Source organism: Nonomuraea angiospora (assembly GCF_014873145.1).
GTDB lineage: Bacteria > Actinomycetota > Actinomycetes > Streptosporangiales > Streptosporangiaceae > Nonomuraea > Nonomuraea angiospora.
In genome coordinates, this window is sequence record NZ_JADBEK010000001.1 from 6,378,242 (window position 1) to 6,391,088 (window position 12,847).

The 12,847-nt window shown below is 71.9% G+C and carries 7 protein-coding genes; 6 read left to right on the forward strand and 1 reads right to left on the reverse strand.

Features of this window, described 5'->3' with window-relative positions:
• The first annotated feature begins 51 nt into the window (after positions 1-51).
• The 5 genes from H4W80_RS28750 to cysS all read left to right on the forward strand — a co-directional run bounded on the left by H4W80_RS28750 (position 52) and on the right by cysS (position 8,405).
• Positions 52-828, forward strand: coding sequence for a class I SAM-dependent methyltransferase (locus tag H4W80_RS28750; RefSeq protein ID WP_192787935.1), 777 nt, complete (start codon positions 52-54; stop codon positions 826-828).
• Positions 829-940: 112 nt separating this feature from the next.
• Complete coding sequence (locus H4W80_RS61165) at positions 941-3,280, forward strand: hypothetical protein (RefSeq protein WP_225963716.1); 2,340 nt, start codon at positions 941-943, stop codon at positions 3,278-3,280.
• Positions 3,281-3,284: 4 nt separating this feature from the next.
• The gene (locus H4W80_RS28765; RefSeq protein ID WP_192787938.1) at positions 3,285-5,105 is read left to right on the forward strand and encodes a UvrD-helicase domain-containing protein; all 1,821 of its coding nucleotides are present in this window, start codon (positions 3,285-3,287) and stop codon (positions 5,103-5,105) included.
• A 50-nt stretch (positions 5,106-5,155) separates the two neighbouring features.
• The gene (locus H4W80_RS28770; RefSeq protein WP_192787939.1) at positions 5,156-7,000 is read left to right on the forward strand and encodes a sigma factor-like helix-turn-helix DNA-binding protein; all 1,845 of its coding nucleotides are present in this window, start codon (positions 5,156-5,158) and stop codon (positions 6,998-7,000) included.
• A gap of 49 nt (positions 7,001-7,049) precedes the next feature.
• Positions 7,050-8,405 (forward strand): cysteine--tRNA ligase, encoded by a 1,356-nt coding sequence (gene cysS / locus H4W80_RS28775; RefSeq protein ID WP_192787940.1) that lies wholly within the window; start codon positions 7,050-7,052, stop codon positions 8,403-8,405.
• 37 nt (positions 8,406-8,442) lie between these two features.
• Here cysS and H4W80_RS28780 read toward each other — a convergent pair whose 3' ends face one another.
• Complete coding sequence (locus H4W80_RS28780) at positions 8,443-9,672, reverse strand: serine hydrolase domain-containing protein (RefSeq protein ID WP_192787941.1); 1,230 nt, start codon at positions 9,670-9,672, stop codon at positions 8,443-8,445.
• A gap of 654 nt (positions 9,673-10,326) precedes the next feature.
• Here H4W80_RS28780 and H4W80_RS28785 point away from each other — a divergent pair.
• A complete protein-coding gene (locus tag H4W80_RS28785; protein ID WP_225965364.1) occupies positions 10,327-12,813 on the forward strand; it encodes a penicillin acylase family protein in 2,487 nt (828 codons plus the stop codon).
• Positions 12,814-12,847: the final 34 nt, after the last annotated feature.

The following is a 12,847-nucleotide window of genomic DNA, read 5'->3' on the forward strand; positions in this document are numbered from 1 at the left end:
GACAGCACGGCCAGGGGGGCCCGTTGTCTGATCGAATGTGAGCTGATCGTCTTGCGATATGACACACCGAGCTTGGAGCGGTGGAACAGTCGCGCCTACGACAGCAGCTTCGGCTACGTCTCTACTCAGGGCGCGCCACTGGTCGACCTGCTGGATCCGCGTCCCGGCGAGCGGGTGCTCGACCTCGGCTGCGGCACGGGCGTGCTCACCGCGCAGATCGCCTTCAGGGGCGCGGACGTGCTGGGCATCGACGGCTCCCCCGCGATGATCGAAAAGGCCCTCGCGCAGTACCCGGGGATCAACTTCATCGTCGGCGACGGGCACGACTTCAACGTCGTGAACCCGTACGACGCGGTGTTCTCCAACGCGGCGCTGCACTGGATGAGCCGCGACCCCGGTCTGGTGATCGCCCGGGTGCGCGAGGCGCTGACGCCCGGCGGGCGCTTCGTCGCCGAGATGGGCGGGGCCGGCAACTGCGCCGAGCTGACCGCCGCGATGCTGACGGCCTGGCGCGAGTACGGCCTGCGCGAACCCGATCTCCCGTGGTACTTTCCCTCGCCTGCCGAGTACGCCCGCCGCCTGGAGCAGGAGGGCTTCGTCGTCAGGTTGCTGGAATACTTCGACCGGCCGACCCCCCTGGACGAGTGCCCCGGCGGGGCCGCCGACTGGGTGCGCATGTTCGCCTCGTCGGTGCTCGAAGGACTCCCGCCGGAGATCGTGGAGCCCCTGCTTCATCGCGTGAACGAGTTGGCCGCGCCCGCGCTTCGCAGGGAGACTGGCTGGATGGCCGACTACGTGCGTCTACGCTTTGCCGCTGTTCGGCGTTGATGCGTAGTACATGATGCGTAGGGCTGATTTGCCGGACTATGGTCTGTTCCGTGGGCGGCGAGATTATGGCTGCACCGCTGCGGCGGCGTGAGGGGCTGGTGAACGGAACGGGATGAACTTCTGCCTGAGCGACCTCGTACCACCGTTGAGGTGGAGCGACGCCACGACGATCACGCTGCTCACCGGGCAGCCTGAGCTGCCCGACGCGTGGTGGCGCAGTCTGCCCATGCCACACGTCCTGGCTGCCATCGGCCCCGAGTCGTTGGGCGAGCTGCTGACGGAGATCGCCCTGGAGCACTGGCCCGCGGCGGCGGTGGGTGACGTCCTGCCGGCGCTGTACGTGCTGGACCCGGAGGAGGCCGACGAGCCCGCCGTCGCGATCGCCCTCGACCGGGCCGGATCGTGGGCCGGGCTGCTGACGTTGACCAGCAGGGAGCTGGTGGACCAGCCCTTCATCCAGGCCCGGCCGGTGCTGAACACGCTGTTCTCGGCGGTCCTGGTGCGTCTGGCGCACCCGCGCACGGCCGAGCCGGAGCCCGTGGCCGAGGAGCGGGCCCCCGAGCCGGTCGAGGAGCCCGACCCCGTGGTCCGGTTCGCCGCCGTCGGGTCGGTGATCGACGACCCCGAGCCCGACGCCCACTTCGTCCCCGCCGGTTCCGTCATCGACGACCCCGAGCCCGACGAGGGCGCGGCCGCTCCCGAGCCCGCCGAGGCCCCGCACGCCGCCGAGGCCGAGCACCCGAGGGACGAGGAGGCCGTCGCGTCCCACGAGGGTGCGCCCGCTCCCCAGGAGGACGAGCCCCAGGCCGCCGCGCCGCGCGAGGGCACGCCGGAGGGCGCCGCGGCACACGAGGACGTGCCCGAGGACGCCCCGGCACACGAGGACGTGCCCGAGGACGCCCCGGCACACGAGGACGTGCCCGAGGACGCCGCTCCCCAGGAGGGCGCCCCCGAGGTCGCCGCGTCCCACGAGGGCGCGCCCGAGGATGCCGCTCCCCAGCAGGACGAGCCCGAGGCCGTCGCCCCCCAGCACGACGAGCCTGAGGCCGTCGCCCCCCAGCAGGATGTGCCCGAGGCCGTCTCGCACGAGGGGGCGCCCGAGGCCGCCGCTTCGCCCGAGAGCGAGCCCGAAGGCGTCGCTGCGGAGCAGGGTGCGTCCGAGGGCGCTGAGCCGGTGCTCGACGCCGCGCCGGACGCCGGCGAGGCGCCTGAACGCGAGCCGCAACCCGAGCCCCAGTCCGAGCCGCAGCGCGTGCTCGACGCCGCCGAGGAGCCCGTCCCCGAACCGGCCGCCCAGGAGGCGCCCGCCCAGGAGGTCCCGGCTCAGGAGGTGGCCGTCCTGGAAGCGGCGGCTCAGGAGGCGCCGGAAGGGGCCGAGGCGCCCGAGCCGGAGCCCGCCCCGTCGCAGCAGCAGGACGGGCAGCCGCTGCCGGACCTCATCGAGGCCGCGTTCGCGGGGCTCGACGACAAGAGCTGGGCCGTGGCCCAGAACCGCGTCTTCACCGACGAGCCCTCCGCCGTGGACCAGCTGGCCAAGCTCTTCGCCGTCCCCCCGGCCGAGATCTCCGCCACCGAGGACGAGCTCCGTACCCGGCTCGACCACTGGCTGGCGAGCGAGGAGGCGGCCCCGTACCGGGCCCATCTGGAGGAGCTGCGCAAGACCCTGGGCCCGGCCGCCCGCAAGGAGCAGCTCATCGGCGCGGCCGACTGGCACAACGTGGAGATCCGCGCCCTGGAAGTCCCGGCCTGGCAGTTCGTGCTGGCGACGCTGTCGCCCCAGCCCCAGCCGCAGCCCCAGTTGCAGCCGCAGTCGGCGTTCGGCTCGCCGCAGCTGCCGCCGTCCCCTCCCCCGGGCCCGCCGCAGTTCCAGGCGTTCACCCCGGCCGCCCCGCAGGTGGAGGAGTCGAACGGCGGCTCCGGGGAGCACAAGCCGTACCAGCCACTGAAGGACGTCTCGCAGACCAGGCGCTGCTTCAGGCAGCCCGACGGACGCTGGTGGCTGCGCATCGACGTGACGGCCGAGCAGCTGGCCGGCGGCGAGTGCGCGCTGCCGACGGGGTTCGCCTCGTACCTGGGCCTGTCCCCGGGCGAGAGCCGGACGGTCAGGAGCGCCGCGGGCGAGCTGACCATGACGTGGCACGGCAAGCCGGTGCTCGAATCCATCGAACGCCTCCTGGTGGACGTGGGCGCGCGAGAGGGCGGGCACCTGTTCCTGACGCTGTCGGACGAGGGGGTGCTCAGGGCCAGGCACCTCCCGGTCGCCGCGCAGGGCGCCGAGAAGATCACCAAGGCGCTCCGGCTGGTGGGGTACACGGCCCCGGGCGGCACCCGAGATCAGGCGGCCAGGGTGATCGCCACCAGGATCGGCATGACGGGACCGGTCGCGCTCCCCGACCTGCTCACCAGGCTCCGCGAACGCGGGGACCGCGACCTGCTCGCCCTCCTGGACTGAGCCGGTGCCGCGGCTCGCGATCGGCCCTGAGTTTCCCAGGGAGCTCAGCGCACTGGCCCAGCCGGTGCGCAGGGACGCCGTTGTCGCGCTGCGCAGGTTCCTGCTGAACGTGGCCGGCGCCCCGCACCCCCAGCGGGTCAGGGGCTGCCGGGATCCGCGGGTCGCGACGCTGCGGCTGGCCGAGGGTCATCGCGGGGTGGTGGTGCGGCAGCGGGAGGTGTACTGGCTGCGCACGGTGCTGCCCGACCCCGAGGCCTGGTCGTACGCGCGACGCTTCAGGTTCGGGGTCAACCCGGTGATCGGCGTGGTCGAGGAGTGGGACGCCGAGGCGCTCGAACGCGTCGAGCCCGCATTACGCCGCTCGGCCAGGTCGTCCGGGCTGTTCGACCCGATCTGCGACGGCGACCTGATGGGGCTCGGCCTCGACGTGCACGCGCTGCCGCTGTTCAGGCTGATCACGACCGAGGCCGACGTGGCCGCGCTCGAACCGCTGCTCCCGCCGACCCAGCACGTCCCGCTCGCCGTGCTGGCCCGCGGCGGCACGCTCGCCGAGGCGTGGCGGGAGCTGGACGCCTGGCGCGCCTCCGACGAGGAGACCGGGCCGATCGACCCCGAGGACCTGCACGCGGCGCTGCGCCGCAGCCCCGACCGGGCGGCGTTCGTCGCGGACAAGGTGGAGCTCGACCGGGTGCTCGGGGCGCCCGCCTGGTGCACGTTTCTCGACCCGCCGCAGCACCGGCTGGCCAGGGCCGCCCGCTTCGAGCAGCCGGTGCTGGTCGTGGGCGGGGCGGGCACCGGCAAGACGGTCGTCGCCCTGCAGCGGGCCGCTCACCTGGCCGCGCACGGCTCGGGGCCCGTGCTGCTCGTGACGTTCTCCCAGGCGCTGGCCGAGGACCTGTCGGCGAAGCTGGACCTGCTGATCGAGGACGAGGTGGTCCGCAAGCGGGTCGAGGTCGGCAACACCGAGCGCCTGGCCCTGCGCATCGTGGCCGACGCCGAGGGCCGCCGCCCCGCGCTGGTCGGACCGGGGGCGCGGACGCTGGCCCAGCTCACGGACGAGGCGCTCAGGCTGCTCTCCCTGGCGACGGGCGGCCTGCTCGACGACGTGGACCCGGGGCGCAAGCCGTACCGTCACATCGTCGTGGACGAGGCGCAGGACATCAGCCCGTCGCAGTGGCGGCTGCTGCGCGCGGCGGTGCCGCGGGCGCGCGACGACCTGTTCGTGGTCGGCGACCCGCACCAGCGGATCACCGACACGCGGGTGGCGCTCGGCGCGGTCGGCATCCCCGCCGCCCAGCACACGCTGCGGCGCTCCTACCGGCTGTCCCAGGAGCTGCTGTCCTTCGTGGTACGGCTGCGCGGCGGCGGCCCGGCCAGCGGCCTGGTCAAGGGCACGACCAACATGTACGGCTTCCACTCGACGCGCAACGGCGACCGGCCCGTCGTCAGGGCCTACGAGACGCCGGAGTCGGAGCTGGCCGGGCTGCGGAGCACGGTCGAGTCCTGGCTGGCGGACGGCGTACCCGCCGATGAGATCGCCGTCGGCGCGCGCAGTCCGCGGCTCGTGCGGGATGCCAGGCGGGCGCTGGAGGGGCTGGACGTACGGGCCTCGACGTTCCAACATCTCAAGGGGCTGGAATTCGAGCGGGTGGCGCTCATCGGCGTGGCGGAGGGCGTGGTGCCCGAGCCGCCGCCCGAGGAACCGGACGCTCGGGCTCGTGCCCTGCAACGTGAACGGAGCATACTGTTCGTCGCCTGCACGCGGGCTCGTGCGATGCTCTATATCTCCCATTCCGGAAGAGGCAGCCCGTTTTTGTCACTCTAATCACATAGTCTGAACTGCGGATATATCTTCCCTTTGCCGGTTGGACGTCAATGAACCTCAGCCTGAGCGACCTCGCGCCACCCCTGCGATGGACCTCCCCTGGTCAGATCGCGCCGATCGTGGAGGAGCCACAGCTGCCCGAGGCCTGGTGGCAGGCGATCCCCCTCGATCGCGCGTGCGCCATGGTCGGGACGCCGGCCGTGGCCGGCCGCCTGGCCGACCTCGCCGTGGCCTGCTGGGGTCATCTGATGGTCGGCGACATCCTCCCCCTGCTGCGCTTCTCCGACCCCGCCGAGGCCGAGCGGACGCCGGAGACGCTGGGCAAGGACGTGGTGCAGAAGCTGTTCAGCGGCGTGTTCGAGCGGCTGCTCGAACCGGCTCCCGAGGTCGTGCCCGCGCCGTCCAGGCCGGACCGGCCGCTGCCCGAGCCGATCGACGACCTGTTCGGGGCGCTGGACGACCGGCAGCGGGCCATCGCCCGCGACCGGCTCTACGCCGCGCAGCGGGCCACGCTGGACGAGCTGGCCCAGCGTTTCTCGGTCACGCGCGAACGGATCCGGCAGATCGAACGCGACCTGCGCGACCACGTGGAGGCCTGGCTCGGCAAGCCGGACGCCTCCGCCCTCGTCGCGCACGTCTCCTGGCTGCGCGGCCGGCTCGGCTCCGCGGTCCCGGCCGACGACCTGCAGGCCGCCGTGCCGTGGCACCGGGCCGAGCTGCGCTCGCTGGGGATCCCGGCGTGGCGGTTCGTGCGTACGCTGCTGACCGGCTACGAGCAGTCCGACGGGTGGCTGGTGGCGGGCGGGGCCGACGAGCTCCGGGAGAAGACGCGGCAGCTGTTCGCCGACGGGCCGCGGCCGCTCGGCGAGGCGGTGTCCATGGTCTCCCAGCTCGGCGTGCGCGAGGACGTGGCCGAGCGGTGGATCCTCGCGGTGCCGCAGCTTCGCGTGCTGGGCCAGCACGTCGTGCCGTGGCCGCGCAGCATCAACGAGAAGGCCGAGGCGGTGCTGGCGGTGGCGGGCGCGCCGCTGTCGCCCGAGGAGATCCAGGAGCGCATCGGCGAGGACTACAGCCTGGTCGGCATCCGCAACCAGCTCACCGCCGACGAGCGCTTCCGCCGGGTCGACCGCAACAAGTACGGCCTGACGCGATGGGGCGGCGACGAATACCTGGGGATCAGGGAGATGATCGCCAGGGAGATCGAGCGGGCCGGCGGCGAGGCCTCGGTGAGCACGATCGTCACCAACCTGACCGCCAAGTACGACGTCAGCGAGAGCTCGGTGCGGGCGTACTCGGGCGGGCCGGGCTTCGAGCGGACGCAGCGGGGCTGGATCCGGGTGGCCGGCACCTCGCCGACCGGGGAGGCGGAGCCGTACCAGCCGCGCAAGGACGTGTCGGAGACGCGGCGCAGCTTCCGCTCCCGCGACGGCCGCTGGTGGCACCGGGTGGACGTCAACGCCGAGCACCTGCGCGGGTCCGGTTCGCCGCTGCCCACGGGGTTCGCGGCGTACCTGGGGATGGCGCCGGGCGGGCAGCTCACCGCCTCGACCCCGTCCGGTGACGTGGTGATCAGCTGGCACAACCAGCCGACCATGGGGTCGATCCGCAACGTGCTGGCCGACTTCAAGGCGAGCGAGGGCGACCACGTGTTCCTGACCGTGTCGGACGGGGGCGAGCTGCTGACCCGCTACCTGCCGGCCGCGCCCGTCGGGATGCCGCCCGTCAACCGCGCCCTCTACCTCATCGGCTACACCGCTCCCGTGAGCTCGGAGCTGGAGGGGCTGCGGCTGATCGGGGCCAGGATCGGGATGCCCGACACGGCCGCGCGCGAGGAGGTGCTGGGCAGGCTGCGCGAGCGCGGCGACCGGGACATCCTCGGCTTCCTCGGAGGCTGACGCGGCTGGGCTCGGCTTGCGGGGATGCCGGCGCGGCTAGGCTCGGAGCATGCTCCGGATCTACGACACGCGTGCCCGGCAGGTCGAGCAGATCGCCGCGGGGCGGGCGGTGCGCATGTACACGTGCGGGCCGACCGTCTACCGCCACGCGCACGTGGGCAACCTCCGTACGTACCTGCTGTCCGACCTGATCAGGCGGGTGCTCGAACGGCGGCGGGTGCGCGTGCTGGCCTGCCAGAACATCACCGACGTGGGCCACTTGACCGACGCCGGCTCCGACAAGGTCCTGGAGCAGGCTCGGGCGGAGGGGCGCTCGGTGGGCGAGCTCGCCCGCTTCTACGAGGACGCCTTCAGGAACGACACCTCGGCGCTCAACATCCGCCCGCCGGAGCACACGCCCCGGGCGAGCGAGACCGTCGACCTGATGATCGAGCTGATCGCCAAGCTGATCGAGCGGGGGCACGCGTACGAGGTGCCGGATGGGTCGGTGTTCTTCGACGCCCAAACCTTCCCCACTTACGGCGAAATTTCGGGAAATCGCCTGGATTCGCTCAAGCCCGCCCACCGCATCGACGCCGTCGACCCGCGCAAGCGCTTCCACGCCGACTGGGCCCTGTGGAAGCCCTCCTCGGGAGACCTCACGTGGGACGCGCCCTGGGGCCGCGGCTTCCCCGGGTGGCACGTGGAGTGCTCGGCCATGTCCCTCCGCTTCCTCGGCTCCAGCTTCGAGATCCACGTCGGCGGGATCGACCTTCGTTTCCCGCACCACGAGGACGAGCGGGCCCAGTCCAACTCGGCGACCGGGCACGAGGTGGTGCGGCACTGGGTGCACGGGGAGCACCTGCTGTTCGACGGCCGCAAGATGGCCAAGTCCACGGGGAACGTCGTGCTGCTGCCGGACGTGGCCGCGGCCGGGCTCGACCCGCTCGCCGTACGCCTGGCGTTCCTGGAGCACCGCTACCGGCAGCAGCTGAACCTGACCTGGGACACCCTGCGAGCGGCCGACCGTACGGTGCGGCGGTGGCGCGCCCGGGTGGCCGAGTGGTCGGAGTCGCCCAGCGCGCCGATGGCCGCGGACTACGCCGAACGGGTGGAGGCCGCCTTCTCCGACGACCTGGACACGCCGTCCGCGCTGCGGACCCTCCGGGACCTCGAACGCGACGAGTCCGTCGCGCCCGGGGCCAAGTTCGAGACGTTCCTGCATCTGGACCAGGTGCTGGGGCTCGACCTCTCGACGGAGATCGGCAAGGCGCGGGTGCTGCCGCCCGGGGCCGGAGAGCTCCTGGAGGCGCGGGGACGGGCGCGGGAGGCTCAGGACTGGGAGGAGGCGGACCGGATCCGGGAGGAGCTGGCGGAGATGGGGGTACGCGTCGCGGACACCCCGGACGGCCAGACCTGGACCTGACCCTCACCCGCCCGCTCGGGCACGCGCGCGAGACGCGTCATGCGCCGGCTGATCGGGAGAAGGCGGCCAGGGCGATGCGCAGCGTTCTGTCATTCTGGCCGGATGCCTTGGCGTCGGTGGAGTTGACCGAGTAGACGAGGGTCCGGCTCAGGTCGCGGGTCGCGCCGACCCCGGCGGCGTAGCCGTAGCGGGCGCCGGTCTTGCCGTACGCGACGATCCCGCCCGGCAGCACGAGCCTCGTCATGCCCGAGGTGTAGACGGCCGGCTGGTTGCCGCACTCGTCGTACATCGTCACGTCCGGGACCGTGAACATCGGCTCCAGCTGCGCTGGCGGCACGACCTTCCCCGAGAACAGCGCCTTGACGAACTTCTCCAGGTCCGCGGCGGTGGAGATGAGATCACCCGACGCCCAGGTCGAGGTGACACTGGTCTCGGTCATGTCCACCACCTGGCCCGCACCGTAGGCGATGGCGCCGTCGAAGCCCGCGGGCACGGACTGGTAGCCCTTGTGGTGCGGGCCGCGGATGCGGGGCGAAGCTCCGGGCAGGTAGCTGTCCCGCATGCCGAGCGGGCGCAGGATCCTGGACGTGACCTCGCGCTCGTACGAGCGTCCGGTGATCTTCTCGATCAGCAGGCCGGCCACGAACGTGTTGGTGTTGAGGTAGTGCTGCCTGGTGCCGGGCGCGAACTCGATCGGGTTGCGCACGGCCAGCCCGACGTACTCCTCCGGCGTCCAGGTCTTGAACCGGGTCCGGTAGACCCAGTCGAACGTGCCGGGCAGGTCGGGCGCCGGCAGCCCGCTGGTGTGGTTGAGCAGCTGGCCGACGCGGACCTCGGGGTAGGACTCGGGCAGCAGGCCGGGCAGGTGGTCCTGGACGGCTCCGTCCAGTGAGAGCCTGCCCTCGGCCACGAGCTGCAGCACGACCGCGGTGGTGAACATCTTGGTCACGCTGCCCGCCCGGAAGCGTACGCCTGCGGAGGCCTTGCGCCCGGTGGTGATGTCGGCCACGCCGGTCACGCCCCGCCACGAGCCCTTCGTGCCGCCCACCCGCACGATCGCGGCAGTGGCATCGGCAGCGGGCAGGTCCTTGACGGCCTGCTCCAGCGCGGCGGCGTTGACGGGAGGAACCGGAGCGCCGGGATCGGGCTGGACCACGGCCGGTGGCGGGCAGACACTCGACGCGGGGGCCGGGGTTGTGGCGGTCGCTTGAGCGGGTGTCGCCACGAGGAGGGTGGCGAGGGCGAGGCAGGCGGCTGACAGCTTCATCGGAGTATCTCCAAGGGAGAGGGGTTCAGGTGGAATGCGCCCATCCTGTCGATCAGCACCACCGCCGCGGATCGCCGGTGCGATCGATTTCTCACTCCCTCTTACGAGGGATCGCCCAGGTCGTCGTTGCCGGCGATGCCCGCCATCCCCCCGCAACCCACCACGCCCTCCGCGCCCATCCCGCCCCTCGCCCGCACAACCGCGACCCCACCGCCCGGCCGCGCCCTCGCCCGTACAACCGCGACCCCAGGCGACGCCGTCCCCCTCGTAAGGCCCCGCGCCTTCCTCCGCCCTCCGGATGCGGCTGCTTCCCCCGCCGCCGCCACCGGCGCCGGGTCGGCGAGGAGCGGAACGGCGCGGCCCGGCGCAACGCGCACGGCGCCCGGCCAACCCGCCCGCACCGCGGCCAGTGCGACGCCCACGACGCCCGCCAGCCCACCCGACCGACCGCCCGGCCCAACGCGCGTGCCGCCCACTCCGGCCCGCCCTCGCCTGGCTGGATGCGGCGAGTGAGGGAGGGGTGATCGGCCGTGATCAGGCCCCCCGAAGTCCGCCTCCCAGGGTTGCGGAAGGCGGCCGGAGGAGTGATCGCGGGCTGACAGACTTAGTGCCAGTTCGGCGGAGATGGAGGTGTCGGTGAGGCCCTATGCGTGGATGCCGCGGCCGTTGCGGTGGTTCGCTCGGGTGCTGTCCGTAGTGCTCGCGCTGGTCCTCGTGCTGGCAGGGGTCCTCGTCTACACGGTGCGGAAATCGTTCCCGCAGGTGGACGGATCCCTGCGGCTGCCCGGCCTAAACGGGAATGTGGAGATTTATCGGGATAAATACGGAATCCCGCACATCTACGCCGACACCGCAGCGGACCTGTTCATGGCCCAGGGGTTCGTCCACGCCCAGGATCGCTTCTACGAGATGGACTTCCGCCGCCACCTGACCTCCGGCCGCCTCTCGGAGCTCTTCGGCAAGGCCACCGTCGAGAACGACAAGGCCATCAGGACCATGGGCTGGCGCAAGGTCGCCGAGGAGGAGCTCCCCGAGCTCGCCCAGGACACCCGGGACTACCTGGACGCGTACGCGAGAGGCGTGAACGCCTGGCTCAGCGCCAACCCGAACGCCTCCGACCGCAGCCTCGAATACTCCATCCTGAAGATCCAGAACGGCGCGTACCAGCCGGAGAAGTGGACCGCGGCCGACTCCGTGGCCTGGCTGAAGGCCATGGCCTGGGACCTGCGTTCCAACATGGAGGACGAGATCGACCGCGCGCTGGCGCTGACCAAACTGCCCAAGGAGCGCGTCGAGCAGCTCTACCCCGGCTATCCGTACGACCGGCACAGCCCGATCGTCACCGAGGGCACCATCGACCAGGGGCGCTTCAACCAGCACGCCGAGCCCCAGCTGCGCGCCGACCGCGCGATCGCCCAGGCGGCCAGGACCCTGGACGCCGTCCCGAACACGATGGGCACGGAGGACCGCGAGGGCATCGGGTCGAACTCGTGGGTGGTCTCCGGCGAGTACACCAAGAGCGGCAAGCCGCTGCTGGCCAACGACCCGCACCTGTCGCCGCAGATGCCCTCCGTCTGGTACCAGGCGGGGCTGCACTGCAGGAAGATCACGGAGGCGTGCCCGTACGACGTGACCGGGTTCACGTTCTCGGGCGTCCCGGGTGTGGTCATCGGGCGCACGGACAAGATCGCGTGGGGCTTCACCAACCTGGGCCCCGACGTGGCCGACCTCTTCCTGGAGCAGGTGCAGGGCGACACGTACCTGTACAAGGGCCAGCAGGTGAAGCTGGAGACCAGGAAGGAGCAGATCAAGGTCGCGGGCGGCGCCCCGGTCACGATCACGGTCAAAAGCACCCGGCACGGGCCGCTGATCAACGACGTCATCGGCAGCGCCAAACCCAGCGGCGAGGCCAACGCGGTGGCGCTGCAGTGGACGGCGCTGACGCCGGGCCGGACGGCCGACGCCATCTTCGCGCTGAACAAGGCGGGCGACTGGCAGGAGTTCAGGGCGGCGGCGGCGCTGTTCGACGTGCCGTCCCAGAACCTGGTCTACGCCGACACCACGGGCAAGATCGGCTACCAGGCTCCCGGGCGCATCCCCGTGCGGGCCAAGGGTGACGGCACCTGGCCCGTCCCGGGGTGGACGGGCGAGTACGACTGGATGACGGCCCCCATCCCGTACGACCAGTTACCTTCGGTGGAGGACCCGGCCGACGGGTTCATCGTCACGGCCAACAACGCCGTCATCGACCCCAAGCGGTACAAACCCCTGCTGACCAAGGACTGGGCGCACGGCTACCGCTCCGAACGCATCCGCGACCGCATCAAGGAAGCGCTCAAGAAGGGCCCGATCGACGCGGCGACCATGTCGGCGATCCAGCAGGACACGTACAACGGCTTCGCCGAGACGCTGATCCCGGCCCTGATGCAGGTGGACCTGGCGGGGCCCAGCGGCGAGGCCAGGCAGCTGCTGAAGACGTGGGACCGCATGCAGGGCCTCGACTCCACCGCCGCCGCCTACTTCAACGCGGTGTGGCGGCAGGTGCTCACGCTGACGTTCGACGACGATCTGCCGGAGGCGGCGCGGCCGGCCGGAGAAGACCGCTGGTACGAGGTCGTCAGACGCCTGCTCGACGCCCCTGACGACCCCTTCTGGGACGACGTCACCACCAGGAACATCAAGGAGACCCGCGACGACATCCTCCGCCAGGCGCTCGCCTCGGCGTACCAGGAGCTGTCGGACCGGCTCGGGCCGGAGGTCAAGTCCTGGCGCTGGGGCGACCTGCACCAGCTGGAGCTGGTCAACGGCTCGCTGGGGACCTCGGGGATAGCCCCGGTGGAGGCCCTGTTCAACCGCGGGCCGCTGGCCGTGGCGGGGGGCAAGGACGCCGTGAACGCCACGGGGTGGAACGTCCAGAAGGGGTACGAGATCACCGCCGTCCCGTCGATGCGCATGGTCGTCGACCTGTCGGACATGGACAAGTCCCGATGGATCAACCTGACGGGCGCCTCCGGGCACGCCTTCCACGACAACTACTGGGATCAGGCGGAGACCTGGGCCAAGGGCGACCTGCTGCCGATGTACGGGAAGCCCGAGTCGGTCAAAAAGGCGGCCGTCCACACCCTCAGGCTCACGCCGTGACCGTACGACCAGCGCTGTAGAGGCGATTCAAACC

Bases quoted from the DNA above. Each gene is read 5' to 3' on its own strand.
- H4W80_RS61165 (WP_225963716.1), top strand. From the start codon at position 941: ATGAACTTCTGCCTGAGCGACCTCGTACCACCGTTGAGGTGGAGCGAC.
- H4W80_RS28770 (WP_192787939.1), top strand. From the start codon at position 5,156: ATGAACCTCAGCCTGAGCGACCTCGCGCCACCCCTGCGATGGACCTCC.
- cysS (WP_192787940.1), top strand. From the start codon at position 7,050: ATGCTCCGGATCTACGACACGCGTGCCCGGCAGGTCGAGCAGATCGCC.
- H4W80_RS28780 (WP_192787941.1), bottom strand. From the start codon at position 9,672: ATGAAGCTGTCAGCCGCCTGCCTCGCCCTCGCCACCCTCCTCGTGGCG.
- H4W80_RS28785 (WP_225965364.1), top strand. From the start codon at position 10,327: ATGCCGCGGCCGTTGCGGTGGTTCGCTCGGGTGCTGTCCGTAGTGCTC.